Origin of the sequence: Rhizobium sp. PEPV16 (genome assembly GCF_008919455.1) — a bacterium.
Taxonomy (GTDB): Bacteria; Pseudomonadota; Alphaproteobacteria; order Rhizobiales; family Rhizobiaceae; genus Rhizobium; species Rhizobium leguminosarum_Q.
In genome coordinates, this window is sequence record NZ_VSZV01000289.1 from 1 (window position 1) to 26,492 (window position 26,492).

The window sequence follows — 26,492 nt, forward strand, 5'->3', positions numbered from 1 at the left end:
TTGCAAGAAGGCATGTCAAAAGGCCAGCCCGCAACGGGGCCATGATGGCCGGAAGTGATTCAAAAGGCTTCATCGTCGTTCTCCGCTCTGAAAGGAATGCTCTTGTCGGCATTGTAGGGTCGCCCTGTCTCTGTCGCGCATCGCGGCAGAGATCTGTGAACAAGATACCGGTCTCTGACATAAAGAGACCGGTCTCACAACATATTTGATATCCGTCAATTGACCGGCCGTCAACAACTCTTGTAGTCCTCGGCCCATGGAAGATTCCGCTCATCCGAAACGTTCAGTCACGGTCGCCGACGTCGCGAAGGCCGCAAAGGTCTCGAAGGCCACGGCCGCCCGCGTTCTCGGCGGCTACGGCGTGGTCAGCGCCAAGATCACAGATCAGGTCATGGCGGCGGCCGCCGCCCTCGAATACCGCCCGAACGAGCTCGCCCGGAGCATGAGCACCGGAAGGTCCGGCATCATCGGGGTCGTGGTCGGCGATATCGAGAACGCTTTCTTCAGCCTGGCGGTGCGCGGCATCAGCGATGCGGCCCGTCTTGCGGGATTCAACGTCATCATCGCGAATTCGGGCGAAGAGCTCGATGCGGAAAAATCGGCCGTCGACCTCCTGATCGGCAAGCGCGTCGATGGCCTGATCGTGACGCCAGCCCGCTGCGATAGCTTTGACCATCTGCAGCACGTCCGCCGTGCCGGGGTGCCGCTGGTCCTGTTCGACCGGGCTATTCCGGAACTCGATGTCGACGCAGTGACTGGCGACGACCGGGAGGCGGCCATCGCGGCGACCAGATATTTGATCGGGCAAGGACATCGCCGCCTCGCCTACGTCTCTGCCATGGATGCCGAGGACGGTGGGCTCACCGATATTGGGCGGATCTCGAATTCCGCCGTGCGCGAACGCGTGGAAGGTTTTGTCAGCGTCCTGACCGAGGCGGGTTTGCCGAACCCTCTTCGTTATGTCAGGCTCGGCGCCACGAACCAGGAACAGACGGACGGCGTGATCAAACACCTGCTCTCGGAGAGTGCTGCGCCGACGGCGCTCCTGGCATCGGACAGCCTAGTCGGCTTGCGGATCTTCAAATCGCTGCAGTCGCTCGGCCTGTCGATCCCCAAGGACGTGTCGATGATTTCGTTTCTAGACGCAGACTGGACCAGCGTCACCGTTCCGCCGATCACCATCGTCAACCAGCGCGTCTACGAGATGGGCAAGCTCGCCGGCGAGCGGCTTATCGCCCGTATCGAACGCACCCCTCTTGCCGTCGAACGTCTGCGTGTCAGCACGAGCCTCATCGTGCGCGGCTCCGTTGCGGCAATCAGCCGGTGAGATCCCCTGTAGGACAGGATGTGGTTCGAAAACCGATCACACTTTTCGGCATCATGCTCTAATCGTAGAGCTCGCCGTGACCAATCTGCTCCTGTCTGGCAGGTGCGTCGCTGATTGAGGGATCGTCGGCCGGATCGGGATCTCTCTTGTTGGCATCGCTCATAAACTGCGCGGCCTTAAGCAGTGCCGCGGTGATTTCTTCGGTGCCCCATCCGGCTTCATTGGCGGCTGCGATCACTCTTTCCAAAGCGTCGCGTGCAGCAGTGGTCGCCTCTTCGAAGCGCTGCGCGGGAGATTCGGTTTTCGGTGGTGGAAAGGTCATCGGCGTTCCCTCCATGTGTCTGGCTGTTGGGGATGAACGCAGGCCGCGGGAAATGGATGCACGATCATGCTGATTTAAGAAGCGGCGACCCTATACGCACGCACTGGCCGACAAGTGTCGGCCACGTTCTTTTCCCCTCAGATGACCGTCTGCAACAGAAACGGAGAGCGCTCCAACGGACGCTGGGCTAGGATCCTCAGCATTGCGGGGCCTTGTATGCCGGAAGTCGTGCAGGAATGGCCGTCGTGATAGACCACCGTCATGATGCGGCTGAGACTATTGTACCTGATCTCTGCGATCGTGCGGGTGTGAACCGGAAAGATGAATTCATGAGGTTGAGATTTCTCCCCCGAGGTTTTCAAGGTCATTGCGATGCCCCAACGAAAAAAGCAATTTTAGCCCCACCGCGCCCTGGTCTGAGCCTAACGGTGTCTATCAAGCACATATTGCTGCGACGGTCGCGTGACATCGACGTGACATGCAGAAACGGCACTGCCAACTCAGGGCGGGTTTCCTAGAGTGGTTCAGTCCTTAACGGAAGCGCAGGGCCGCTCTAGCCTTTTGTTTTTACGCAATTTCCGGCAAAACCGCTTCGCGCTTTGCCTGGAATTGTTCTAACGCGTCAGTCGCTAAAGTGGCGATCAACCGTCAATGCAATGTCCGACGGATCCCGTGTGCGAGAGCGGCCCGCGGCCAGCATTCGACCGTGCGCGCCAACGATCGAACGGCTTCGTCCACGTTGAAAACCACGTCCCCGAGCCGCTCGATCTCATGATCGAGTTCGTAGACCTGGACCTCGTCGAGGTCGTCATTCTGAAGCAGTCGCCTCATTGCATCGATAAGGCGCTCAGTTCGCCCAACGATATCAAGAGCGCTGCGTATGATGATGTCGAACATGCCTATCCCCTCGCTTCAATATGAAGCGTCGGCCATAATCGTGATGCTGACAATCCTGAAATCTTGTCAGAGGCGCTGGCGGATCGTGTCGTAGAGATCCCTCAACTCACGCAGTGCGGGTTGAGGCCGATGGCGCGGCAGGGCGGCGCGACGTCCGGCAAAGGCAAGTGCGCCGGCAACCGCCGCGACGAGCAGGAGCGTTGTGGCCGGGTAGAGCTTCACCGCTGCTTCCGTCTGACGCATTGCTTTCCCGGCACTCCCCTTTGCCGATCGGGCGGCATCGAGGACCTGCTGCTGGAGCGTGCCGATCTGCTGTCGCAGCGCGCCGAGCTCTTCGCTCAGATCATGATCGGGCTGCCGGGGAACACCGACGGAGGCTGTATTCGTATCTATTACGGCTTTCGGAACGGGCTCACCGATCTTCGCTCCCTTGGTATCGAGGGTCGTCGTCTCAGTGCTCTTGCGGCGCGGCATGATCATTTTCTCCTTCCTGGAACACGGTGCCGAAAAGTGTGAGCGGTTTTCGGACGACATCATGCGCTAACTATCTAACATCAAACAGGATTCAGATTTAAGCCGACCGGGCCTAAAATCCTCTTCTAGTCGTCGTCGAGCGAGAAGACCGGCCGATAGTGGCGCTCGGCAATCAGCAAGCTCCGGTCGGGCCGGATGATGTAGATCTCTTCGACCTGGCGTCCCCATTGATCTGTGAAGGTGTGGGGGAAGGAAGAGCCCACCGGCGATTTCGTCAGCTTCGTGCGAGGCTGGCCATTATACGTGATGCTGCCGGGAATGGGGGCCAGCCCTGCCGATGAATAACTGCCTGGGCTGGTCGTGCAGCCCGCCAGAACAACCGCAAAAACCAGGCCAATTCCTATGCTCCGCTTCATCGAGCCCTCCAGCTGCTTTGTCCTTCATGCGGCACGCGCTTTTTATCGTCAATGTAACAGGGGACGACAGACATTGTTCCAGAATTTGGCCGGAGACATCAGCGTAGCCGAGACTTCCCCCGAAACCGGGCCGACCGCCTCATCGCGTCGTTCGATCACCAAGAAGGCGCTCGATTATGCCGGCTCGCAGCAGGGCGTGACGGGCGATCAACTGGCGCAATCGCTGAAAGGTCTCGTTCCGATGATGATGGCGCAGTTCAACATGCCCGAACTGCGCCGGAAAAGCCGGTTCCCGTCCCGATGATCATCGGCGCGGCCATGGGCGCACCAAACACCATTCCTTCGGTGCTTGGCGTCAAGGTCACGGCGAACGACTAACTATTCGCAGAGGCGTTTCAAGAATGCCGGCTGCCGGAGGCGGGTTTTTCCGACCTGCCTCTGGATCCCTTTTCTGGGAAAGCGGAGTAACATCCAAGCCGACGAAAGGTGGCCACCACCTCTAGCCACTCCAGGAGAAGTGCGAAGCGGTTTTCCCGCGAAAGGCTCTAAAACTCGTCGCTGCGACGCCTCACGGCGTGCTTCAACGCCACCATATGCCTTCGCCGCTCCAGCATATAATCGGCATATCCGACGCAGATGAACAGCAGCGTGGGGCCGGCGTAGATGATGATCAGAGCCAATGCGATAAGGATGAATGCGCTCGTCATGGTCTTGTTTTCCATCGATATTGGTCGCCGCATCTGAAGCGGCGAAAGCGGACGGGTCCTCATCTCGGCAATGCCTGTCCCTATACCTTCAAAATTCGCCGGCTTCCTATTCGTTCCCTGCGCGAAGCGATTTCCATATGCGCGGCAGGCCCTATCGAACGACAATGATGAAGTGGACGGCTCGCCCGGCCTTAATCACTCCCGCGGACGTTCCTCCCGCATTGCCGCCGTCACGCTTTTGAGCAGCGGGCTCGACATCAGATCCGCGAGCAAAACCGATAGTTTCGGCTTCCAGTTCGGATAGCTGTTGCTGGTGCCTGGCACATTGGTTGGCCTTTTTTCGTCGGTGAGATCGGCGAGACGGACCGCGGAGAGAAGCGAGGGCGTCCTGGCGATGAAGCGATAGGCGCTGACGGTCAATTCCCTCAGCGTCTCCTCGCTTGCCCGCGCTTGGGAAAGCCTGGCCGGCAGGTCGAGGCCGGCAGACTTCAGCGCCGCCTTCAGGTTCCTCCGCTCGCGCTTGCGGTCTTCGAGATGTTTCTCGGTGAGATCGGCCGGCACGATGCCGTGGTCGCACCGGGCCTGAATGTCGGCGCCGCGCCACCAGCCGGCAAGGGTCTGGTGGTCGTGCGTCGAAATGCAGGCCAAAGCCAGGACGGGATAGACGTCCGCCGGCTTGAAGCCCTTCCCGTCCTGTTCATAGGAAAGGATACGGTAGGAGAGAATGTGGGCCGCCGCCAGATCGTCCTGCAATCCTTTGGGGATCAGTCCCAAGTCTTCTCCGATGACGAGGCACCGATGCTCGGCGGACACTTCTGCGAGGATCTGCAGAAGCCGATCCGCGGGATAGCGGACATAGGCGCCGCCGTCCGGCCTGCTGCCCAATGGCACCAGGAAGAGGCGGCGAAGTGCTGCGGCGTGGTCGATGCGGATGGCGCCCGCATATCGCATGGCAGCGCTGACCATGCGCCGGAAAGGCGACATTTCTCCTGCCGCGATCGCGGAAGGCAGATATCCGGCAAGGTGCCAGTCCTGCCCGTCCACGGCGAATGGATCGGGTGGGCTGCCGATGGTGGCCTTCGAGACATAGGTATCCGGCTCGCTCCATGTCGCCGAGCCGTCGACCGCCTCCCCGACGGCAAGATCGAGATAGAGCCCGATCCGCAGGCCGGCCTTCCGCGCCCGGTCCGCCGCCCGCATCAGTTGCCGATGGGCGAGCCATTGCAGCCACATGTGGAAACAAACATCGTCCGCGTGTCCGCGCTCGAATTCGGCGACGGCGGCGCTGTCGAAGCGCTGGAAATCGGCCGGCCACCGTTGCCAGCCGGCGCCCGCCCCACGCTCGACCATGGAAAACGAGAGGCATTCGAAAAGCGCATGCAACCTCAGGCTGCTACCGCCTTGCGCGATGAAGGCATCGAAATCGGCCGGATCATAGGCGTCGTCGATCATGCTGCGCCGTCGCCAGGCCGGCCAGAGATCGCGTAGGGCCCTCAGCTTGATCTGTGCGACGCCGACGTAGTCGACGAGATCGGTTTGGCGAAGGCTCGCCAATTGCCGTTCGAGTTCCGGACTGCAGGCAAAACCCGGCAACCGGTCGACCGCGATATAGAGCGGGTTGAGATGCTGGCGGCTCGAGGGTTCATAGGGGCTGCAACGGTCGGGATCGGCGAGAAACGGCGCGTGAAGCGGGGTGAGGCCGATGAAATCTGCGCCCAGCGATCCCGCGAGATCCGCCATATCGGACAGATCCTCGAAGTCTCCTATGCCCCAGTTGCGCACCGAACGAAGCTCGTAAAGCTGCAGGCTCACGCCCCAGACGCGCGTGCGGGAAAGGAAATCGGGCAGAAATGACCTGGCGATCTTCTTAGCCGCCGGCTTGGGCTCCCGCCGCGGCGCGCCAGTCTCGGGATCGGCCGTTCCCGGCAAGTCGACCTTCAGTGCCGAGAGGATCTTACGCTTGGTCTCGTCTGATATCGCCACCTCCCGATTGTCGGGACTGGGCCTCGTCAGGCTGATGCCGTGCCGGCGGGCGAGCTTGTCGAGCTCAGCAGATTTCATCGTTCGATCGCCTTTCTGTCGGCACGCCGTCACGCCTCGCCGATGCTCCAGATCACCGTCCAGGGTGCGAGATTGCCGCCATCGCTGCCGCCGAGACGGAAGATCGTCTCGCCGTCGTCCTGCTGTGAGACGAGCGGCGCCGCCTCGGCGCCGAGGTTGGCGTGCAGATGAAGACGCCGGTTTTGCGCCAGGGTCCAATCCACCGCGAGCGCGCTTCCGGCCGAGCGATAGACCGCGTTTCCGGCGCCGGCGCCTTTCAGCAAGGGCACGATCCTGCGGTGCCGGAGGTCGAGAAGCGTCCTGTAAAAACCAAGGACCTCGGAGGAGGCGAGTTTCGACCAGTCCAGCTTGGCGGCGGCGAAGGTCGATAGCGCCGTCGGGTCGAGAAGGTCGTCTGCGTCGAAGCCCGGGAGACGGGAAAGCTCCTCGCGACGGCCTTTCCTGACCTTCTCGTTCAGATCCTCGTCGAAATCGCAGAAAAAGGGGAAAGGTTCTCTGGCACCCCATTCCTCCCCCATGAACAGCATCGGAATCTCAGGCGCCAGCAGGTAGATGGCGGCGACCGCCTTGCCGACATCAGCCGGGCTCGAAGCCAGAACCCGGTCCCCCAGCGCCCTGTTGCCGATCTGATCATGGTTCTGGATGAAGGAGATGAAAGCGGTGGGCGGCAGATGGCTGCTCGGCCTGCCGCGACTTGCGCCGCGGTAGGGCATGTGTTCCCCCTGAAAGACGAAACCTTCCGCCAGCGCTCGGCCGAGCTTGCCGGCATCACCGGCGTAATCGGCATAATAGCCGAAGGTTTCGCCGGTGGCGGTGATATGCAGCACATGGTGTACGTCGTCGTTCCACTGGGCGGTGAACAGCTTCACCTCCCCGTTTTTGTCACGCTGCAACAGGTCGCTGTCGTTCTCCTCGTTTTCGACGATCAGATGAACATGCCGGTCGCCGGCCGCGTCCCTGACACGCCGGCCAAGCGCGTGAAGCAGATGCTCGGCGCTGTCGTCCTTGATGGCGTGGACGGCATCGAAGCGGAAACCGTCGAGCCTGAACTCGGTGATCCAGTAGATGGCATTCTGGATGATGAACTCACGGATCATCTCCGATCCGTCGCCATCGTAGTTGATGCCGTTGCCCCAGGGCGTCTTGTGATGGTCGGTAAAGAGCGGCGCATAGGCGGGGATATAGTTCCCATCAGGCCCGAAGTGATTGTAGACCACGTCCAGGAAAACCGAGATGCCGCGCTGGTGCGCAGCGTCCACCAGCGCCATGAAATCTTCCGGCCGGCCGTAGCTGCTGTCCGGAGCATAGGGAAGCACACCGTCATAACCCCAGCTGTAACGGCCAGGAAATTCACTAAGCGGCATGATCTGCAGCGCCGTAACACCCAGCGCCTTCAGATGGTCGAGCCGCTCGATCGCGGCCTTGAAAGTGCCCTCCGGCGTGAAGCAGCCGATATGCATCTCGTAGATGACCATCTCTTCCCAAGGCCGACCCGTCCAGTCACTCGTCTTCCAGCGATAGAAGGAAAGGTCGACAACTTCGCTCGGCCCGTGCACATCCTGCGGCTGAAACCGCGAGGCAGGATCGGGTATTTCGAGACCGTCCGGCAGGACAAAGCGGTAGCGCGTACCGACACTGGCATCCGCGACCGTGCAATGGTGCCAGCCGTCCCTGACCGCCTGCATCGGCAGCGGATCAGCGCCTTCGATCTTCAACGACACGCTTTCATGCAGGGGAGCCCAGAGGCGGAATAGAATGCCCTCTTCGGTGAATGCGGGGCCGAACGTCATTTGGGTCAAAGGAAAGCCTTCGATGAAATCGGGGATGGGATTTGGGTAACTTTTGCCGGAGCAAAAAGTTTCGTCCGCAAGCGGACACGTGAAAGCGGCCGCCGTCACCAGGTGACGATATTCACCGGAACATCGGAGGTTGCGTCAGTCGAGCCTCGCCAATAAGTCTGGCCGTGGCCGGTTTCCGGGCACGGCGACAACCTGTATTTAGCCAGCCGCTGCGCGTTCTGCTTTCAGCTCTTGCAGGAAGGCCGCGGCATCAACCTCTTTCGGTTCGCCGCTGGCCTTACCCTCGGCATATTCCCGCTTAAGTTTCTCCAGCTCAAGCGCTCTAATTTCCCCGCGCTGTTCCAGCAGGCGGAGGCTATCGCGCATGACCTCGCTGGCGCTGGCGTAGCGCCCGCTTTCAACAAGCTCACGGACAAAGCATTCATAGCGAGGCCCGATATTATAGCTGGAGGGCATGGCAATACCTTTCATCGAGGCAATGTTGTCAGTTTTGATAACCAGGACAGATAAACAGACGGCAACAGCAACAGATAGATGCCAATAAAGCATAGTATCAAATCCCCTCGCGATGCTATGCATAGGCAGAGAGATTGGAATGCAACCGATGAGCCGAGCCAGCATATGAACATCACATTGCTCGTGGAATCGCTGCGCTCGTCAAGCAGCAGGTCATCGACGATGATTACGCCTTGGAGGCAGACGTTGCTGGAACGCAGAAACGCCGTCGAACATTGGCTGCAAACCGAAGTTGCGGCCACCTATGATGCCTACAAGGCCGATCTCACCAAGACCAAGCCCCTCGATGAGGTTTGGAAGCGCCTAGAAGCGCGTATGGACAAAATCGATCAGGAGGAAAGGTGATATTGTGCAATATACTTTCAGTCTTGCGTCTATTTTACTTTTAACCGGGCTGCATACGCCGAATTTGCCCGAGAGTTTTTCTATAAAATCTCTTAGCTCCATTGAAAACAAATGCCCGAGCTTCGGAAAAAGCTCCTCGGATGCAGCGCTTGTGCTGGAATGCGATGGAAGCATGAGAACTTTAATGATTGCAAAGAGTTTAAGCTTCGATGGCGCGTCTTACATTAAAGATCCAGATTCCCACGCAAAGGAAATTCTGCGGGATGTCGGCAAAATTATCAACGAAGATCTGAACATAGAAAGTCGGAAGATAACATTTTGCGATCCAACGATAGATACTCTCGGGAGATGCAAAACAGTCTACATTCTGAATGTCGCTAGAGACTTCGATGAGGCGGCCTTGGCTATAAACCCCAAAGATAATAAGATTGACAGCTTTTCATACTTTCTGATCGTCTCTTGGGAGCGAGATAAATAAGGGGTGGAGATAATCCACCTCCACCTACTCCGGTTCAAGCTCATCCCGAGATTCAGGCCGCCGCGACTTTGCCCGAGAGCGCCTGATCCATAGCCGCCTGAAGCTGTTCCTGCGTGAATGGTTTCTTCATCCGTAGCATCCGGCCGAGGCCATAGTCTTCGGAAAACTCGGCATAGCCCGAGGCAAGGATGATGGGCAGGCCTGGAAAGGAGGAGCGAAGGTGACGCGCAAGCTCCGCGCCCGTCATGCCCGGCATGGCATGATCGGTGATGACGAGATCGCAACCCTGTCCGTCGGCAAAGAATTCCAAAGCCTGGGAAGCGGAAGACGCCTCTTGCGGCAGGTGCCCGAGATCCTCGAGCATCGCCACGGTTCCGGTCCTGACAAGGGCGTCGTCGTCGACAACGAGAATGGCAAGCGGCCGCGACGCCGGTTTCAAAGGCTCCGTCGCCGGAGGCTCGACCACCGGCTGCACCTTGACGAAGGTTTCGGCAACTGGCAGCCAAAGCGAAACCGTCGTGCCCTTGCCCCTGACACTCGATATCTGGATAGAGCCACCGGATTGCGCCGCCAGGCCATGCACCATCGACAGGCCGAGACCGGTGCCCTTGCCGACCCCTTTGGTGGTGAAGAACGGTTCGGCGGCACGCGAGACCGTTGCCTCGTCCATCCCCTCGCCATCGTCCGACACCGATATCCTGATGTAGTTCCCACCCGCGAGCCCAGCCGGCCGGGCTTCCTCGGCTGCCGCCGCGGCAACCGTCACGGCTCCGCCGCTTTCGAGCGCATCCCTCGCATTGACGAACAGGTTGAGCAGCGCCAGTTCCAGCTGGTTGCTGTCGACCAGAAGAGGCGCCAGATCCTCCGGGATGCTTTTGCGGATTTCGATGCGCGGCCCCACCGCCTTGGCGAGAAGATCCTCGACGTTTTCGAACAGCCTGAAGAAGTCGACCGCCTGCGGCTTGAGCTCCTGGCGGCGTGCGAAGGCAAGCAGGCGCTGGGTCAGCGCGGTGCCGCGCTCGGCCGCCTGGATCGCGTTCGTCACCAGGCGTTCACTGCGTTCATCGGCAGGAAGCCGCTTCTTCAGAAGGTTGAGGCTGCCGAGAACTGCCATGAGAAGGTTATTGAAGTCGTGGGCCACGCCACCCGTCAGATGGCCGATCGTGTCGAGCTTCTGCGCCTCGAAGAGCTGCGCGAGCGCCTCCTCCCGCTCCCGCGTCCGTTGATCGATCCGGTGCTCGAGTTCCTCGTTGAGCTCGCGCAACTGTGCTGCCGAAGCCTCTAGTTCGGCAGTGCGCTGGTGAACGCGGGCCTCCAGCTCGGCGTTCAGGCGTTCGAGCTCCCTCGTCTTCCTGTAGAGATCGGCAAAGACCCGCACCTTGGCTCTCAGCACCTCGGGGACGATCGGGACGGAGACGTAGTCGACCGCGCCCACCGCATAGCCACGCAGCCGGTCCGGTTCCGCCAGCATCACGGCGGAAACGAAGATGATCGGCGTATTCTGATAGCGCGGATGCTGCCGGATCATGCTGACGAGTTCAAACCCGTCCTGTTCGGGCATGCAGACATCGACGAGGATCACCGCGATTTCGGTGCGCAACAGGTGCTCGAAGGCTTCGCGAGCGGATTGCGCCTTGATGAGGTTTTCCTCGAGCTCTTCGAGAATGACCTCGTAACTCAGGAGCTTTGCCGGTTGGTCGTCGACGAGGAGGATGTTGACGGGGTTCATGGCCAGATCCTCAGCGATGCAGCCACATGCGAAGAGCCGACAGAAGCTGTTCGGTATTGACCGGCTTCGCCAGATAGTCGGACGCGCCCGCTTCCAGGCATTTCTCGCGGTCACCCTTCATCGCCTTGGCAGTCAGTGCCACGATCGGCAACCGCCGGAACCGGGGCTCCGAACGGATGACCTGCATCGTCTCGTAGCCGTCCATTCCGGGCATCATGATGTCCATCAGCACGATCGCGACAGAGGGTTCGTTGTTGATGACGTCGATGGCTTCGCTGCCGGTCGTCGCGGTCAGGACTTTCATTCCGCGGCGTTCGAGGACGCTGCTCAGCGCGAAGATGTTGCGGGCGTCGTCATCGACGAGCAGCACGGTCTCGCCGACCAGATCCTCGTCCGAGCTGTGCAGCTCCTGCAGCGTCGCCTGTTTTGCGGCCGGCAGGTCGGCGACCACCCGGTGCAGGAACAGAGCCGTCTCATCCAGGAGACGTTCGGGCGACTCGACCCCCTTCACCACGACGCTACGGGCCATGCTGTGCAGCGCTGCGTCTTCCTCGGCGGAAAGCTCCCGGCCGGTGAACACGACCACCGGCACCTCGCCGATCTCGGCGTCGTCGCGTATCTGCTCCAGCACGTCGAAGCCGGACATGTCGGGAAGGGAAAGGTCGAGCACCACGCAGTCGGCGGAGTTCTGCCGAAGGGCGGCGAGAGCCTCCGATCCGGAGCCAACGCTGGTGATATCGATGTCGTCATGTCCGAGAAGGGCTGTGACGCTCAGACGCTCGGCCTCGTTGTCCTCCACGAGCAGCAGATGCTTGCGGCGCGGTTGTGCATAGGCCTTCAATCGCGACAGTGCCTTGCCGAGGCCTTCCGGCGTCGTCGGCTTGCTCATGAAGGCGAAGGCGCCACGGGTCAGCCCATGCTGGCGATCCTCGTCGAGGCTGATGATCTGGACCGGAATATGCCGCGTCTGCGGATTCTGCTTGAGCTGGCTCAGCACCGTCCAACCGAGCATGTCGGGCAGAAAGATGTCGAGCGAGATCGCCGCCGGCCTGTAGTCCTGCGCGAGTGCGAGCGCATCGCTGCCGCGCATCGCCACCAGAACCTTGAATCCGTTGTCACGGGCAAGATCCACCAGGACGCGGGCGTAATGCGCATCGTCCTCGACGACGAGCAGCACCGAGTCGCCGGCCGCTATCTGATGGCGATCGTCTTCGACATGTTCGGTCGGTTTTTCGGCGCGGCGGTTTGCTGCCGCCTCGGCGAATTCCACGACATTTGCCGACGGAACGGTCTTGGGCGCAGCCGCGCCGGCTCCGACATAGGTGAGCGGCAGGTAGAGGACGAAGGTGCTGCCGACACCGGGGGTGCTGCGCAGCTGGATCTCGCCGCCCAAGAGGTTCGCCAATTCGCGGCTGATCGCCAGGCCGAGGCCGGTGCCGCCGTATTTGCGGCTCGTCGACGCATCCGCCTGCTGGAACGCCTCGAAAATGATGCGCTGTTTTTCAGGCGGTATGCCGATACCGGTATCGACGACTTCGAAGGCGATGACAGACGGCGCGTGCTTGAGCGAGGGATGATCGGACGACCAGCCGCTCGTTGCCGACGCGACGCGAAGCGTCACACCGCCCTGCGCGGTGAATTTGAAGGCGTTCGACAGCAGGTTCTTGAGGATCTGCTGGAGGCGCTTCGAATCCGTGATGATGCTTTTCGTGATATCGGCGCCGACCTCGACCGCGAACGACAGGTTGCGGTTTTCGGCTTCGTGCCGGAACGGCCGGGCCATGACTTCGAGCAGGTTGCTGACGGAGATCTCCTCGGCATCGACCGAGACCGTTCCGGACTCGATCTTCGACAGGTCGAGGATGTCGCTGATCAGGTTCAGCAGATCGGTGCCTGCCCCGTGGATCGTCTTTGCAAACTCGACCTGCTTGCCCGAGAGGTTGCCATCCGGATTTTCTCCCAGCTGCTGGCCGAGAATGAGGATTGAATTCAAAGGCGTGCGCAGCTCGTGCGACATGTTGGCGAGGAATTCGGATTTGTACTTCGATGTCAGCGCCAGCTCGGTTGCCTTTTCTTCCAGCGCGCGCCGGGCCTGCTCGATCTCCTGGTTCTTCGCCTCGACTTCGACGTTGCGCTCCTCCAGCTGCTGCGCCTTCTGCCCGAGCTGCTCGTTGGTCTGCTGCAGCTCGCGTTGCTGCGTCTGAAGCTCGGCGGCGAGCTGCTGGGACTGCTTGAGCAGGCCTTCGGTCTGCATGGTCGCTTCGATCGAGTTGAGGACGATGCCAATCGATGTCGTCAACTGGTCGAGGAAGGACAGCTGCAATTCGGTGAATTCGCCTACGGAGGCAAGCTCGATCACCGCCTTCACCTGCCCCTCGAAATGCACCGGCAGCACGATGGCGCTTCTCGGCAGGGTGGTGAACACGCCGGAGCTTATCGGAACGACGTTGTCTGGAAGGTCGGTGACCAGGATGCGGCGGGCGTCGCTGGCGCACTGGCCGACAAGTCCCTGGCCGAATTCGAGCCGGGCCGGGTGCGCCGCCTCGCCGCCTTTCGCGTAGACGGACAGCAGCGACAGGACCGGCTGCCGCTCGTCGGCATCCACCTGGTAGATGACGCCCTGATGGGCGCCGACCAGTGGCGCCAGCTCCGACAACAGCATCTTGCCGACCAGCGTCAGGTCGCGCTGCCCCTGCAGCATATTGGTGAAGCGTGCCAGGTTGGTCTTCAGCCAGTCCTGCTCGGTGTTGCGCTCCGTCGTCAGGCGCAGGTTGTCGATCATCGTGTTGATATTGTCCTTGAGCTCGGCCACTTCGCCGCGCGCATCGACCTTGATCGAGCGCGTCAGGTCGCCCTTGGTGACGGCGGTCGCCACCTCGGCGATGGCGCGCACCTGCGTCGTCAGGTTGGCGGCAAGCAGGTTGACGTTGCCGGTCAAGTCCTTCCAGGTTCCCGCGGTGCCGGGAACATTCGCCTGACCGCCGAGGCGGCCTTCCACGCCCACCTCACGCGCAACCGTGGTCACCTGGTCAGCAAAGGTCGCAAGCGTGTTGGTCATGTTGTTGATGGTCTCGGCAAGGGCGGCCACCTCACCCTTCGATGCGACTGTGAGATTCTGCTTGAGGTCGCCGTTCGCCACCGCCGTCACCACCTTGACGATGCCGCGGACCTGCTCGGTCAGGTTGGCGGCCATGACGTTGACGGTGTCGGTCAGGTCCTTCCAGGTACCGGCGACACCCGGCACCTGCGCTTGGCCGCCAAGCTTGCCTTCGGTGCCGACTTCGCGGGCAACACGCGTCACTTCGCCGGCAAAGGCGTTGAGCTGGTCCACCATCGTGTTGATGGTGTTCTTCAGTTCGAGGATTTCCCCCTTCACGTCGACAGTGATCTTGCGCGACAGGTCGCCGCGCGCCACGGCCGTCGTGACTTCGGCGATGTTTCGAACCTGGGTAGTCAGGTTGGCCGCAAGCAGGTTGACGTTGTCGGTCAGGTCCTTCCAGGTGCCGGCGACACCGGGAACGACGGCCTGGCCGCCGAGCCTGCCATCGGTGCCGACTTCGCGGGCGACACGCGTCACTTCGCCGGCAAAGGAGCGAAGCTGATCGACCATGGTATTCAGCGTATCCTTCAAGAGCAGGATTTCCCCGCGCACGTCGACCGTGATCTTGCGCGACAGGTCACCGTTGGCGATCGCGGTGGCCACCTCGGCGATGTTGCGCACCTGCGCCGTCAGATTGCCGGCCATGGAGTTGACGCTGTCGGTCAGGTCCTTCCAGGTGCCGGCGACACCAGACACCTGCGCCTGGCCGCCGAGCTTGCCTTCGGTGCCGACTTCGCGGGCGACGCGCGTCACTTCGCCGGCAAAGGCGTTGAGCTGGTCCACCATCGTGTTGATGGTGTTCTTCAGTTCGAGAATTTCCCCCTTCACGTCGACGGTGATCTTGCGCGACAGGTCGCCGCGCGCCACGGCCGTGGTGACTTCGGCGATGTTTCTGACCTGACCGGTGAGGTTGGAGGCCATGGAGTTGACGTTTTCGGTGAGGTCCTTCCAGGTGCCTGCAACACCCGGCACCTGCGCCTGGCCGCCGAGCTTGCCCTCGGTGCCGACTTCGCGGGCGACGCGCGTGACTTCGGAAGCGAAGCGGTTCAGCTGATCGACCATGGTGTTCAGCGTTTCCTTGAGCTCGAGGATTTCCCCCGAGACCGACACCGTGATCTTCTTCGACAGGTCGCCATTGGCGATCGCGGTCGAAACTTCGGCGATGTTGCGCACCTGCGCCGTCAGATTGCCGGCCATGGAATTGACGCTGTCGGTCAGGTCCTTCCAGGTGCCGGCGACGCCGAGCACGTTCGCCTGGCCGCCGAGGCGGCCTTCGGTGCCGACCTCGCGCGCCACACGCGTCACCTCGCCGGCAAAGCCGTTGAGCTGATCGACCATCGTGTTGATGGTCTCTTTCAGTTCGAGGATTTCCCCCGACACGGTGACGGTGATCTTCTTGGAAAGGTCTCCTTGCGCGACGGCGGTCGCGACTTCGGCGATGTTGCGCACCTGCCCGGTCAGGTTGGAGGCCATGGAGTTGACGCTGTCGGTCAGGTCCTTCCAGGTGCCGGCAACGCCGCGCACATTGGCTTGGCCGCCGAGCCGTCCTTCCGTCCCCACTTCGCGGGCGACGCGCGTCACTTCCGAGGCGAAGGCGTTCAACTGGTCCACCATCGTGTTGATGGTTTCTTTCAGTTCGAGGATTTCGCCCTTCACGTCGACGGTGATCTTCTTCGACAGGTCGCCATTGGCAATGGCGGTCGAGACGTCCGCGATATTGCGGACCTGCGCCGTCAGGTTGCCGGCCATCGAATTGACGTTTTCGGTCAGATCCTTCCAGGTGCCGGCGACGCCGCGCACATTGGCCTGGCCGCCGAGCCGTCCTTCCGTGCCCACTTCGCGGGCCACGCGCGTCACTTCCGAAGCAAAGGCGTTCAGCTGATCGACCATCGTGTTGATCGTCTCCTTCAGCTCGAGGATTTCTCCTGACACCGTCACGGTGATCTTCTTCGACAGGTCGCCATTGGCGATCGCAGTCGAGACCTCGGCGATGTTGCGCACCTGCGCGGTCAGGTTCGAGGCCATGGAATTGACGTTATCGGTCAAGTCCTTCCAGGTGCCGGCGACGCCTGGCACCTGCGCCTGGCCGCCGAGCCGGCCCTCCGTGCCGACTTCACGCGCCACGCGCGTGACTTCGCCGGCAAAGCCGTTCAGCTGATCGACCATCGTGTTGATGGTTTCCTTGAGCTCCAGGATTTCGCCCGAGACGTCGACGGTGATCTTGCGCGACAGGTCGCCGCGCGCCACCGCCGTGGTCACCTGGGCAATGTTGCGGACCTGGGCCGTCAGATTGCCGCACATGGCGTTGACGCTGTCGGTCAGGTCCTTCCAGGTGCCGGCAACGCCAGGCACCAGCGCCTGTCCGCCGAGCTTGCCTTCAGTGCCGACCTCGCGGGCGACGCGCGTCACTTCGGAGGCGAAGGACCTGAGCTGGTCGACCATGGTGTTGATCGCCTCCTTGAGCTGCAGGATCTCGCCGCGCACGTCGACGGTGATCTTCTTGGAAAGGTCGCCGTTCGCAACGGCGATCGTGACGTCAGCGATGTTGCGCACCTGCGCCGTCAGGTTCGACGCCATCGAGTTCACGCTTTCGGTGAGATCCTTCCAGACGCCCGTCACCTCCGGCACCTGTGCCTGGCCGCCGAGTTTTCCGTCCGTGCCGACCTCGCGGGCGACGCGCGTCACTTCCGATGTGAAGACGCTCAGCTGCTTGATCATCGTGTTGACGATATCGGCCGAGCGCAGGAATTCGCCTTTGAGCGGCCGCCCGTCGACATCCAGCGGCACGGTCTGCAAGAGATCTCCCTTGGCGACCGCGGTGATTGTGCGCGTGACGGCGGTCGTCGGCCATAGGAGATCGTCGATCAGACCGTTGATCGATCCTTCCATTTCGGACCAGGAGCCGTCCGACAGGCCGAAGCGTACGCGTGTGCTCGTTCGCCCGTCCCGGCCGACCACCTGCCCGACATGCTCGAGCTGCTGGGCCATGCGCTGATTGGCGGCGATGATGTCGTTGAGGGCATCGGCGACCTTGCCGGTGAGACCCGTCAGGTCGGACCGCATCCGTACGGAAAAGTCGCCGCGCCTGACCGCGACGAGGACTTCCAGAAGCGCGCTGGCGTCATCGAACGCCATCGTTTTTGGGTCGTGCCCACCGAGGCTGTCTACCGCAACGCTGTCGCGCGCGAATTCGCTGGTTTGGTTGCTCACGAAAATCCCCCTCTTCGACGATCGGTAATTTAGCGCTCAACTCAGAAAATGGTATGGGCCGTCCGGCGTCCATCCTAACATGATTCACCGCCCAAAATGAGCCTGATAGTTGCAGATATCGGAAATGCTCGCCGGAAACCGTCTCGGCGGAATTTGCGGTTTTTCTTGCGCGGGAACACTTTGCTGCCGGCTGTCGTTTCCGTCCTGACAATGGAGAGCGACATGTCGAACGTCTCAAGGACAGGCAAAGAAGAGATCAACAACGCGACCAGCCCGACCGCTTTCGGAAAGTCGGTCGAGAGCCAGGCGCAAATTAAGGACGCGGCCGCGCAAGCGTCGCCCGACGCCGGCGGCGAGATGCTCAATATCTATCGGCTGGAGCCGATCGCCGAACCCGGCGATCCGCGATGGGACAATTCCCCCGGACATGGTATCGTCGTCGTCGCCGCCAGAACGCCGGGTGACGCCAGGATCGTCGCAGCGGCGGGCGAGCTCGACTTCATGGAAGTGGATGCGGCTCCCGCCGAGGATGTGACGACGGTCAATGCCAGCGCCTTTCGGGACGACAAGCTCTACACGGTCATCGAGATCGATCGGAACAGGCGCGATGTCACGCGCGGGATCGTCGACGGTGCCGTCGCCGTCGACACGATCCGGCCGGTCGAACCGGACTAGAAATCCTTTCTTCACCTGGGGAGTTCTCATGAATACCGCCAATCTGCAGCTCAAGGGCCTGATCATGGCGATGGCCTCGATATGTGATGCGATCGTCGATAAGCAACTGCTCACGCGCGGGGAGATCGACGCTGCGCTCTCGAAGGCTCAGAAGGCGATCGAGGAGGATGACGACCACGAGCTGTCAGGCGCCAACCGGGCGGCGATCCTGTTTCCGATCCGCGTGCTGCAGCTTGCCGGTGAAGCCGGTCGGAAGGGTGAAGGGGCCACGTTTTCAGACTATGCCAAGCGTGTGGGGAAGCTCAGCTGAGCATGTTCGAAGGCTTTTCTCTCGATACCGTCGACGCCGGGCCGGGGTCGCTTCGCGTCCGTCACGGCGGAACGGGACCGGCCGTTCTGCTTCTCCACGGCCATCCCAGGACACATATGACCTGGGGCACGGTGGCCGATCTGCTGTCGCCCCATTTCACGATCGTCTGCCCCGACCTTCCCGGTTTCGGCCGCTCCTACCAGCCGCTCGATGCTCCCGACAGCCGCAACTCTTCGAAGCGCGCAAAGGCGGAAGCCCTGGTTGAACTGATGCTGAGGCTGGGGCACGAGAGCTTCGCGGTGGTCGGCCACGACCGCGGAAGCTTGACTGCCTTCCGCATGGCGATGGATCATCCCGACCGCGTGCAGAGACTCATCATCGCCGACGGCATCCCCGTGATCGAGCATCTCGAACGCGCCGACTGGAAATTTGCGAGAGACTGGTACCACTGGTTCTTCTTCGCTCAACCGGAAAAGCCGGAACGGGCGATCTTGGCCGATCCCCTCGCGTGGTATGACAAACTCTCGCCGGCGCTGATGGGAAGGCAAGCCTATGACGACCTCGTCGACGTCGTCCGCGATCCAGCCGTGATTCACGGGATGATCGAGGACTACCGCGCCGGCCTCCGCATCGACCATCTCCACGACCGCGAGGACCGCGACGCCGGTCGGAAAGTGACCTGCCCCATGCTCTGCCTCTGGTCGCTACGCGACGACATGGAGCAGATCTATGGCGATCCCGTCGCCATCTGGCGGAACTGGGCGGATCACGTGCACGGCTTCGGCATAGACAGCGGCCATCACGTGGCCGAGGAGAATCCCGAAGCGCTCTCGCAGGCGATCCGGGAGTTTCTCGACCGCCGATAGAACTGAAATCGAGACACGTTTCGGTAGTGCGCCATCCGGGGAGAATGTTCAGCGCTGCCGGTTTCTGCTATAAGTTGATCCATTCGGTCTTGTTTCTCGGCGGCTCCTGTGGCTATACCCCGGCCGTACACACTCACGCACCGGGATCTATACGTGACCAGCCTCAAATCGCTTCTGGCCGCCTGCGGCCTCTCCGCCATGATCGGCCTTGCCGCAAATCCGTCTTTGGCCGGTTCGACGACCTACCCGCTGACACTGGAAAACTGCGGCGCGCAGGTGACTTTCCAGAAGGCGCCCGAACGAGCGATTGGCCTCGGCCAGAACAGCGCTGAAATCCTGCTGCTGCTAGGCCTCGAGAACAAGATGGCCGGTACCGCCTTCTGGCCGAGCAAGGTTCTGCCGCAGCTCGCAGAAGCCAATGCCAAGGTCAAGCTTCTGACCGTCGAGATGCCGACTTTCGAATCGATCCTGGCCGAAAATCCCGATTTCGTGGCGGCGGCTCTGCCGAGCCTGGTTGGGCCGAACAGCAAGGTCGCCAAGCGCGAGGATTTCGACGAGGTCGGCGTCGCGACCTATCTCTCGCCCAGCACCTGCCTCAGCACCAAGGACGTCAAAGACCAGTACGGCAGCCGCGCCGAGCTGTGGAACATGGACCTTCTCTACAAGGAGATCGACGAACTCTCGCAGATCTTCGATGTCGCCGATCGCGGCCAGGCGCTGATCGCCGACTTCAAGGCGCGCGAAGCCAAGCTTCGCTCCAGCGTTTCGAAGGACGGCAAGAACCTTTCCTACGTTTTCTGGTTCTCCAGCCCCAGCCCGTCGGCCGACGCCTATCTCGGCGGCAAGAACAGTGCGTCCGGCTTCATCGCCGACCTACTCGGCGGGCACAACGCGATATCAGCGGAAGCGGAATGGCCGACGCTCGGCTGGGAAGGCATCATCGCCTCCAATCCCGACGTCATCGTCGTCGCCAGTCTCGATCGTAACCGTTGGGAGCTCGACAAGCCGGAGGCGAAGATCAATTTCCTGAACACCGATCCGGCCGTCAGCCAGATCCCCGCCGTCAAGAACAAGGCGATCGTGATCATGGACGGCCAGGCCATGAACCCGACCGTCCGCACGGTCTACGGCGCTGAGCAGGTGGCCGGCCAGCTGAAGGCTCTCGGTCTGTTGAAGTGACGGAAGCGGGCCGTATCTTCCGGCAGCTGGGAGCCGTCCTCGCACTGCTCCTCGCCTCTTTCTGCCTCATCGCTATCGCCATTGGCGTCAGCGTCGGGATCGGCGACCTGCCGATCCCGCTTGCCACCACGTTTTCGGCCGTCACCAACCGGCTGGGATGGACCGCGGTCGAACTGAACCGCATCCATGAAACCGTCATCTGGGATTATCGTCTCAGCCGGGCGCTCGTCGCCGCCTTTTGCGGCGCGGGCCTTGCGCTGTCGGGCGCGATCATGCAGTCGCTGCTGCGCAATCCGCTTGCCGAACCCTATGTTCTCGGCATCTCGGCCGGCGCCTCTTCCGGCGCCGTCGCCATCGTCATCCTGGGGATCGGCTCGGGGGCGGTTTCGCTATCGGCCGGCGCCTTTGCCGGCGCCTTCGCAGCCTTCTTCTTCGTCGCGCTCCTGTCGAACGGCACGCGCGGCGGAGCGGATCGGACCATCCTTGCCGGTGTCGCCGCTTCGCAGCTTTTCAACGCCACGACGTCCTATATCGTCACGACATCGGCCAATGCACAGCAGGCCCGCGACGTCATGTTCTGGCTGCTCGGCAGCTTCGGCGGCGTGCGCTGGCCGGAATTTGCGCTGGTTTCTATCGTCGTCGGCGTCGCCCTTGTCGGGTGCCTGTTTTACGCTGGCGTGCTCGACGCCTTCGCATTCGGTGACGAGGCGGCATCCTCGCTCGGCGTCAATGTCGGCCGCGCGCGGATGGCGCTCTTTGCGCTGACGGCAATGATGACGGCGACGATCGTCAGCATGGTAGGATCGATCGGCTTCGTCGGCCTCGTCGTGCCGCATGTCGCCCGCTTTGTCGTCGGGCCGCTGCATGTCCGCCTCCTGCCGGCTTGCGCCATAACAGGGGCGATCTTCATGGTGCTCGCCGACATCGCCGCGCGCGCCCTCATTCCGAACCAGATCCTGCCGATCGGCGTCGTCACGGCGCTGGTGGGCGTCCCCTTCTTCTCGATCATCCTCTACCGGTTCCAGCGCGCATCATGAGCATCAAAGCCGACAACCTCATCTGGAAGATTGGCAGGAAGACCATTCTCGATGGCGTTTCCCTGGACGCGCCGCCGGGCAAGATGCTCGGCCTGCTCGGACCGAACGGCTCGGGCAAGACCTCGCTCCTTCGGCTTCTCGCCGGCCTGAAGCGGCCGCATTCCGGCCGCATCACGCTCGACCGGAGGGACATCGCCACGATCAGCCGCCGCTCGATCGCCCGGCGGATCGCCTTCGTCGAGCAACACGCCACCACAAATGCCAATCTCAGGGTCGTCGACGTCGTCAAGCTCGGCCGGTTCCCGCACCGGTCGATGTTTTCAGGCTGGACGCAGAGCGACGAAGAGGCGGTCGAAGCCGCGCTGGTCCGCGCCGGCATGGCGGAGAAGCGCGACGATCGCTGGCAGAGCCTGTCGGGCGGCGAAAAGCAGCGCACCCATATCGCAAGGGCGCTCGCCCAGTCGCCCCAGGAACTGATCCTCGACGAGCCCACAAATCATCTCGATATCCAGCACCAGATCGGGCTAATGCGGCTCGTCTCCGGCCTGCCGATCACCAGCATCGTCGCCCTGCACGATCTCAACCATGCCGCCATGTTCTGCGACCAGCTGATCATTATGCAGCATGGCAGGATCGTCACCTCCGGCGCGCCGCAGGACGTGTTGAGCGAGGATCTTCTAAAGGATGTCTTTTCCGTCGAGGCCCGTATCGAAACCTCTCCCTATCATTCGCGCCCGCATATCCACTATCTCAGGTGAGAGCGGCTCTCACGTCACGATCTGCAGCGGCAAAGCGGTCGTCTTTTTCAGTGTCTTGAGGACGATGCTTGACTTGACCGACGCCAGATTGTCGGTGACCCGGATCATTCTTTCGAGAAATTGGCTGAGATGTTCGAGGTCGCGCGTCATGACCTTCATCAGAAAGTCGGCGTCACCGGTCTGCGAATAGCATTCCAGGATCTCCGGCGCGGTCTCGATGAAACGATGAAGCTGCTCGTTTCCACCTTCCGTATGCGCTCTGAGGCTGACGAGCGTATGAGCGACGACAGTGAAACCCAGTTTCACGGGATTGAGGATGGCGACGACACTCTGGATATATTGCTCGTTACGCAGCCTTTCCAAACGGCGTGCGCACTGGGTCGCGGAGAGATTGACCGTCAGAGAGAGTTCGTTCTGCGCAGCTCGCTGTTTTGCTGGAGAGCGGCGAGCAATTTGATATCGAATGGGTCAAGCATGGCCACCCTCCTCGGACGGTGAATTTCTGCACATCATAGCCATATCGCGCTGATTGTCTGCATAGATGCGCCATTACAGGGAGATAATCGCAGAAATTCGTCGCGAAAGTTCAGCTAGTCTGCGAGCCAGAATTACGGAAACGAGGTGGACTTGTGTTTGACGAACTGAACAGTCGGCCAGCCGACAGCCTGCTTGCACTGATCAAGGCCTTCCAGGCCGACGATCGCCCCGGAAAGATCGACCTCGGCGTCGGCGTCTATCGTGACGCCATGGGACGCACGCCAGTGATGCGAGCCGTCAAAGCGGCGGAGCAGTTTCTCCTGGAGACCCAGGACAGCAAGAAATATCTTGGCCCGGAAGGCGACCTGCAATTCGTGCGCCTCCTGCAGCCCATCATCTTCGGAAAATCGCCGACGTTTGCTCAACGCCTTGTCGGCATTCAGACACCCGGTGGAAGCGGCGCCCTGCGTCTCGGTGCTGAGCTCATCCAAGCGGCAAATTCGTCGGCAAAGGTTCTGCTCGGGACGCCAAGCTGGCCAAATCATGCGCCGATCTTCAGCTCGGCGCGCTTGCCGGTAAAGGAGTACGCTTTCGTTGACCTGATGTCGCAGCAGGTGAAATTCGAAAGTGTGGTCGCCGCCTTGTCTTCCGCTCGGGAAGGCGACGTCGTGCTGCTTCACGGTTGCTGCCACAACCCGACCGGCATCGATTTCACCATGGAACAGTGGCGGCAGATTACCGGGATTCTCGTTGCGCATCGGCTGGTGCCGTTCATCGATCTCGCCTATCAGGGCCTCGGCGACGGCCTCGAACAGGACGCCGCGCCGACGCGCATGATCCTCGAGGCGGTCGATGAGGCGCTGATCGCCTATTCCTGCGACAAGAATTTCGGTCTTTATCGCGAGCGTGTCGGCGCGCTCTATGTCATGACCCGCAATGAGGATGCCCTCAGAAAGGCCGAAAGTAACATTGCGGCACTTGCTCGAGTCAACTGGTCCATGCCGCCCGATCATGGAGCCGCGGTCGTCAGGTCCATTCTCGAAAGCGAAGAGATGTCGGCCATGTGGCGCGCCGAGCTCGAAGAGATGTGCCTGCGCGTCAACGGCAATCGTGCAGCGCTGGCCGACGCCGCTCTCGATCTGACCTTCATCCGCCGGCAACGCGGCCTGTTTTCCAATCTTTCCATGTCCAAAGAAACGGCTGCGGCCCTCCGGGCCAGGCACGGCATCTACATGGCGGTTTCCGGGCGTATGAATCTCGCGGGCATGCAACCGGCAGACGCCGACGCCATCGTCGCGGCGCTCAGAGCCGAAGGCTGCCTGAAATCGTCGACGGTCGCCTGACCGAATTCAAGCCATTGGAGCCTCCGGATGAGCAGGAAAGAAACGACCGGTCAGGCGATGACCCGTTCACTCGTCGCCCATGGGATCGACACCGTATTCGGCATCCCCGGCGCCCACATGTATGATTTTAACGATGCCCTCTACGGTGCCGGTGACAAAATTCGGTTCATTCACACCAGACACGAGCAGGGCGCCGGTTACATGGCCTATGGCTATGCCAAGTCCACCGGCCAGATCGGCGCCTATACCGTCGTTCCAGGCCCAGGCGTCCTCAATTCCGGCGCGGCGCTCTGCACCGCTTACGGCGCCAATGCCCCGGTGCTGTGCATCACCGGCAACATCATGTCCCACCTGATCGGTCAAGGCAGAGGACAGTTGCACGAACTGCCGGATCAGCTCGCGACGATGCGCGGGATTACGAAAACGGCGGAGCGGATCAATCACCAGTCCGAAACCGGTCCTGTCACGGCCGAGGTCGTCGCCAAAATGCTCTCCGGCCGCCAGGGTCCAGGAGCGGTCGAAGCGCCATGGGACGTGTTCGGGCAATTCGGCCCAGAAACCGATCTGCCGGTCGGCACGAGAGCACCTCATCCGGCCGTCAACCCTGATCAGGTCGCTGCCGCGGCGGCACTGATATCAGGTGCCAGCAACCCGATGATCATGGTTGGTGGCGGCGCGGTGGATGCTGGAGCGGAAATCGCCGCTCTTGCGGAATTGCTGCAGTCGCCCGTCACGTCCCATCGCTCCGGCAAGGGCATCGTCGCCGACGACCACCCCAACTACCTGAATTTCGTCGCGGCCTATGAATATTGGCGGAAGACGGACGTCGTCATCGGGATCGGCAGCCGGCTGGAATTGCAGTTCATGCGATGGAAGTGGCTTCCCAAGGATCTCAAGGTGATCCGCATCGATATCGATCCAACCGAGATGGTCCGTCTCAAGCCTGATGTCGGCATCGTCTCGGATGCCAAGGCCGGAACACAGGCCCTCATTGATGCGCTTGCCGGGCTGGGCCGTGAAGATCGCACGCGCGAATTTGCCGAGCTCAACGAAGAGGCAAGGTCTCGCTTCTCGGCAGTGCAGCCGCAGCTCGTCTACCTCGATGCCATTCGCGAAGCCCTGCCAAGGGACGGCTTCTTCGTCGAGGAAATCTGCCAGATGGGCTTTACCGCCCGATTTGCATTCCCGGTCTATGCCCCGCGTCAGTACGTCACATGCGGCTATCAGGACAATCTTGGTTTCGGCTTCAACACGGCCTTGGGCGTGAAAGTCGCCAATCCCGACAAGGCCGTTATTTCTGTTTCCGGCGATGGCGGCTTCATGTTCGGGGTTCAGGAACTCGCTACCGCCGTCCAGCATAAGATCAATGTCATCGCCATCGTCTTCAACAATTCGGCCTATGGCAACGTACTGCGTGACCAGAAGCAGGCGTATAAAGGCCGCTATCTTGGCTCGGAGCTGACCAATCCAGACTTTGTCGCGCTTGGCGAGAGCTTCGGCATTCGAGCATTCAAGGTGACGAGCCCTGGCGAATTGAAAGACGCGATCGAGAAAGCCCTATCTCTCGACGAACCTGTTCTCATCGAGGTTCCCATCGAGAAGGGATCCGAGGCGAGCCCTTGGCCTTTCATTCATCCGGCTCCGCACACCGAATGAAACCCGATCAAAATGACGGTCCCTTGAGAAAGATCGTCGCCAGCGGCGGCAGCGTCAGCGACAGGGAGACGGGCCTGCCGTGGGCGGGAATGGGCTCGCTCGACACGGCGCCATTGACAAGGCCCGAGCCGCCATATTCCCGCGCATCCGTCGTCATCCGCTCGATCCACACCCCGTCCTGCGGCACGCCGATCCTGTAGCCGTAACGCGGCACCGGCGTGAAGTTCGACATGACCAGAACCGACGAAGCCCGATCGGGCGTATAACGGAGCATGCCGAGGACGGAATTGACGGCGTCGTCGGCTGCCGCCCATTCGAAACCCTCGGAATGAAAGTCGCCAAACTGCAATGCCGGCTCGTCCGCGTAAAGGCCGTTCAGATCCTTCACCAGCCGCTGAATCCCCACATGCTGAGGCCGGTCCAGCACATCCCAGCTTACCGAACCATCATGGTTCCACTCGCCAGGCTGGGCGATTTCGCTCCCCATGAACAAAAGCTTCTTGCCGGGATGGCCCCACATGAAGGCGAGATAGCTGCGCAGATTGGCGAATTTCTGCCATTCGTCGCCCGGCATTTTCGTTAGCAGCGAGCCCTTTCCGTAGACGACCTCGTCATGTGAAATCGGCAGAATGAAGTGTTCGGAATAGGCATAGATCATGCCGAAGGTCATCGTGCCGTGGGCATAGCTCCGGTAAATCGGGTCCTTCTCGATGTAGCTCAAGCTGTCATGCATCCAGCCCATATTCCATTTGATGTCGAAGCCCAGCCCCCCTTGCTCGGGCGGCTTCGTCACCCCGGGCCAGGCCGTCG

General features: G+C 61.3%; 23 protein-coding genes and 2 pseudogenes. 12 read left to right on the forward strand and 13 right to left on the reverse strand.

Annotation, left to right across the window (positions count from 1 at the left end; all coding sequences use genetic code 11):
* Positions 1-256: 256 nt before the first annotated feature.
* A complete protein-coding gene (locus tag FY112_RS13815) occupies positions 257-1,327 on the forward strand; it encodes a LacI family DNA-binding transcriptional regulator (protein ID WP_151518588.1) in 1,071 nt (356 codons plus the stop codon).
* Between the two features lie 58 nt (positions 1,328-1,385).
* Here FY112_RS13815 and FY112_RS13820 read toward each other — a convergent pair whose 3' ends face one another.
* The 5 genes from FY112_RS13820 to FY112_RS13840 form a co-directional block, all read right to left on the reverse strand.
* Positions 1,386-1,649, reverse strand: a complete 264-nt coding sequence (locus FY112_RS13820; protein WP_151518589.1) for a hypothetical protein — start codon at positions 1,647-1,649, stop codon at positions 1,386-1,388.
* A gap of 137 nt (positions 1,650-1,786) precedes the next feature.
* On the reverse strand, positions 1,787-2,017 hold the full coding sequence (locus tag FY112_RS13825; protein WP_011649482.1) for a hypothetical protein: 231 nt from the start codon (positions 2,015-2,017) through the stop codon (positions 1,787-1,789).
* Positions 2,018-2,297: 280 nt separating this feature from the next.
* Positions 2,298-2,546: a hypothetical protein gene (locus FY112_RS13830; RefSeq protein ID WP_151518590.1), complete on the reverse strand. Its 249-nt coding sequence runs from the start codon at positions 2,544-2,546 to the stop codon at positions 2,298-2,300.
* 66 nt (positions 2,547-2,612) lie between these two features.
* A complete protein-coding gene (locus FY112_RS13835) occupies positions 2,613-3,020 on the reverse strand; it encodes a hypothetical protein (protein WP_151518600.1) in 408 nt (135 codons plus the stop codon).
* Between the two features lie 125 nt (positions 3,021-3,145).
* Positions 3,146-3,436 carry a hypothetical protein gene (locus FY112_RS13840; RefSeq protein WP_151518591.1) on the reverse strand — a complete coding sequence of 97 codons (291 nt, stop codon included), beginning with the start codon at positions 3,434-3,436 and terminating at the stop codon, positions 3,146-3,148.
* A 151-nt stretch (positions 3,437-3,587) separates the two neighbouring features.
* Between FY112_RS13840 and FY112_RS13845 the strand changes: the two are divergent.
* Positions 3,588-3,814: pseudogene (locus FY112_RS13845) on the forward strand (hypothetical protein); the annotation flags it as partial.
* Positions 3,815-3,981: 167 nt separating this feature from the next.
* On the opposite strand, the gene FY112_RS36730 reads toward FY112_RS13845, so the two are convergent.
* The 4 genes from FY112_RS36730 to FY112_RS13860 all read right to left on the reverse strand — a co-directional run bounded on the left by FY112_RS36730 (position 3,982) and on the right by FY112_RS13860 (position 8,459).
* Positions 3,982-4,143: a hypothetical protein gene (locus FY112_RS36730; protein ID WP_165422426.1), complete on the reverse strand. Its 162-nt coding sequence runs from the start codon at positions 4,141-4,143 to the stop codon at positions 3,982-3,984.
* Between the two features lie 195 nt (positions 4,144-4,338).
* Positions 4,339-6,204: a 4-alpha-glucanotransferase gene (gene malQ, locus FY112_RS13850; RefSeq protein WP_151518592.1), complete on the reverse strand. Its 1,866-nt coding sequence runs from the start codon at positions 6,202-6,204 to the stop codon at positions 4,339-4,341.
* A gap of 29 nt (positions 6,205-6,233) precedes the next feature.
* Positions 6,234-8,003 carry a malto-oligosyltrehalose trehalohydrolase gene (gene treZ, locus FY112_RS13855; protein WP_151518593.1) on the reverse strand — a complete coding sequence of 590 codons (1,770 nt, stop codon included), beginning with the start codon at positions 8,001-8,003 and terminating at the stop codon, positions 6,234-6,236.
* Between the two features lie 198 nt (positions 8,004-8,201).
* Positions 8,202-8,459: a type II toxin-antitoxin system ParD family antitoxin gene (locus FY112_RS13860; RefSeq protein ID WP_131627687.1), complete on the reverse strand. Its 258-nt coding sequence runs from the start codon at positions 8,457-8,459 to the stop codon at positions 8,202-8,204.
* Between the two features lie 165 nt (positions 8,460-8,624).
* On the opposite strand from FY112_RS13860, the gene FY112_RS13865 reads away from it, so the two are divergent.
* Together FY112_RS13865 and FY112_RS13870 are read left to right on the forward strand one after the other, a co-directional pair.
* The gene (locus FY112_RS13865) at positions 8,625-8,864 is read left to right on the forward strand and encodes a type II toxin-antitoxin system ParD family antitoxin (protein ID WP_245514731.1); all 240 of its coding nucleotides are present in this window, start codon (positions 8,625-8,627) and stop codon (positions 8,862-8,864) included.
* A 4-nt stretch (positions 8,865-8,868) separates the two neighbouring features.
* Entirely contained in the window at positions 8,869-9,342 is a 474-nt protein-coding gene (locus tag FY112_RS13870) for a hypothetical protein (RefSeq protein WP_151518594.1), read from the forward strand.
* 52 nt (positions 9,343-9,394) lie between these two features.
* Here FY112_RS13870 and FY112_RS13875 read toward each other — a convergent pair whose 3' ends face one another.
* Positions 9,395-11,071 carry a response regulator gene (locus FY112_RS13875; protein WP_151518595.1) on the reverse strand — a complete coding sequence of 559 codons (1,677 nt, stop codon included), beginning with the start codon at positions 11,069-11,071 and terminating at the stop codon, positions 9,395-9,397.
* A gap of 10 nt (positions 11,072-11,081) precedes the next feature.
* Entirely contained in the window at positions 11,082-17,381 is a 6,300-nt protein-coding gene (locus tag FY112_RS13880; protein WP_151518596.1) for a HAMP domain-containing protein, read from the reverse strand.
* Positions 17,382-17,591: 210 nt separating this feature from the next.
* Between FY112_RS13880 and FY112_RS13885 the strand changes: the two genes are divergently transcribed.
* The 6 genes from FY112_RS13885 to FY112_RS13910 all read left to right on the forward strand — a co-directional run bounded on the left by FY112_RS13885 (position 17,592) and on the right by FY112_RS13910 (position 22,206).
* A complete protein-coding gene (locus tag FY112_RS13885) occupies positions 17,592-18,056 on the forward strand; it encodes a hypothetical protein (protein WP_151518601.1) in 465 nt (154 codons plus the stop codon).
* Positions 18,057-18,084: 28 nt separating this feature from the next.
* Positions 18,085-18,366, forward strand: a complete 282-nt coding sequence (locus tag FY112_RS13890; protein ID WP_017956696.1) for a hypothetical protein — start codon at positions 18,085-18,087, stop codon at positions 18,364-18,366.
* 2 nt (positions 18,367-18,368) lie between these two features.
* Positions 18,369-19,232 (forward strand): alpha/beta hydrolase, encoded by an 864-nt coding sequence (locus tag FY112_RS13895; RefSeq protein ID WP_017956697.1) that lies wholly within the window; start codon positions 18,369-18,371, stop codon positions 19,230-19,232.
* 153 nt (positions 19,233-19,385) lie between these two features.
* Entirely contained in the window at positions 19,386-20,411 is a 1,026-nt protein-coding gene (locus FY112_RS13900) for an ABC transporter substrate-binding protein (RefSeq protein ID WP_017956698.1), read from the forward strand.
* Positions 20,408-21,448 carry an iron chelate uptake ABC transporter family permease subunit gene (locus FY112_RS13905; protein WP_151518597.1) on the forward strand — a complete coding sequence of 347 codons (1,041 nt, stop codon included), beginning with the start codon at positions 20,408-20,410 and terminating at the stop codon, positions 21,446-21,448. Before FY112_RS13900 ends, FY112_RS13905 begins: the two co-directional genes overlap by 4 nt.
* Positions 21,445-22,206, forward strand: a complete 762-nt coding sequence (locus tag FY112_RS13910) for an ABC transporter ATP-binding protein (protein WP_151518598.1) — start codon at positions 21,445-21,447, stop codon at positions 22,204-22,206. Before FY112_RS13905 ends, FY112_RS13910 begins: the two co-directional genes overlap by 4 nt.
* Before the next feature lie 9 nt (positions 22,207-22,215).
* Here the strand turns inward: FY112_RS13910 and FY112_RS13915 are convergent.
* Positions 22,216-22,682: pseudogene (locus FY112_RS13915) on the reverse strand (Lrp/AsnC family transcriptional regulator).
* Between the two features lie 153 nt (positions 22,683-22,835).
* Between FY112_RS13915 and FY112_RS13920 the strand changes: the two are divergent.
* Entirely contained in the window at positions 22,836-24,026 is a 1,191-nt protein-coding gene (locus FY112_RS13920) for an amino acid aminotransferase (protein WP_151518599.1), read from the forward strand.
* Between the two features lie 27 nt (positions 24,027-24,053).
* Entirely contained in the window at positions 24,054-25,682 is a 1,629-nt protein-coding gene (locus tag FY112_RS13925; protein ID WP_017956703.1) for a thiamine pyrophosphate-dependent enzyme, read from the forward strand.
* A gap of 7 nt (positions 25,683-25,689) precedes the next feature.
* Here FY112_RS13925 and FY112_RS13930 read toward each other — a convergent pair.
* The coding region (locus FY112_RS13930) for an alpha amylase C-terminal domain-containing protein (RefSeq protein ID WP_181018211.1) at positions 25,690-26,492 on the reverse strand (803 nt) is incomplete at its 5' end.

Coding starts and splice junctions, on each gene's coding strand:
- FY112_RS13815 (WP_151518588.1), top strand. CDS start 257: ATGGAAGATTCCGCTCATCCGAAACGTTCAGTCACGGTCGCCGACGTC.
- FY112_RS13820 (WP_151518589.1), bottom strand. CDS start 1,649: ATGACCTTTCCACCACCGAAAACCGAATCTCCCGCGCAGCGCTTCGAA.
- FY112_RS13825 (WP_011649482.1), bottom strand. CDS start 2,017: ATGACCTTGAAAACCTCGGGGGAGAAATCTCAACCTCATGAATTCATC.
- FY112_RS13830 (WP_151518590.1), bottom strand. CDS start 2,546: ATGTTCGACATCATCATACGCAGCGCTCTTGATATCGTTGGGCGAACT.
- FY112_RS13835 (WP_151518600.1), bottom strand. CDS start 3,020: ATGCCGCGCCGCAAGAGCACTGAGACGACGACCCTCGATACCAAGGGA.
- FY112_RS13840 (WP_151518591.1), bottom strand. CDS start 3,436: ATGAAGCGGAGCATAGGAATTGGCCTGGTTTTTGCGGTTGTTCTGGCG.
- FY112_RS36730 (WP_165422426.1), bottom strand. CDS start 4,143: ATGACGAGCGCATTCATCCTTATCGCATTGGCTCTGATCATCATCTAC.
- malQ (WP_151518592.1), bottom strand. CDS start 6,204: ATGAAATCTGCTGAGCTCGACAAGCTCGCCCGCCGGCACGGCATCAGC.
- FY112_RS13860 (WP_131627687.1), bottom strand. CDS start 8,459: ATGCCCTCCAGCTATAATATCGGGCCTCGCTATGAATGCTTTGTCCGT.
- FY112_RS13865 (WP_245514731.1), top strand. CDS start 8,625: ATGAACATCACATTGCTCGTGGAATCGCTGCGCTCGTCAAGCAGCAGG.
- FY112_RS13875 (WP_151518595.1), bottom strand. CDS start 11,071: ATGAACCCCGTCAACATCCTCCTCGTCGACGACCAACCGGCAAAGCTC.
- FY112_RS13885 (WP_151518601.1), top strand. CDS start 17,592: ATGGAGAGCGACATGTCGAACGTCTCAAGGACAGGCAAAGAAGAGATC.
- FY112_RS13890 (WP_017956696.1), top strand. CDS start 18,085: ATGAATACCGCCAATCTGCAGCTCAAGGGCCTGATCATGGCGATGGCC.
- FY112_RS13895 (WP_017956697.1), top strand. CDS start 18,369: ATGTTCGAAGGCTTTTCTCTCGATACCGTCGACGCCGGGCCGGGGTCG.
- FY112_RS13910 (WP_151518598.1), top strand. CDS start 21,445: ATGAGCATCAAAGCCGACAACCTCATCTGGAAGATTGGCAGGAAGACC.
- FY112_RS13925 (WP_017956703.1), top strand. CDS start 24,054: ATGAGCAGGAAAGAAACGACCGGTCAGGCGATGACCCGTTCACTCGTC.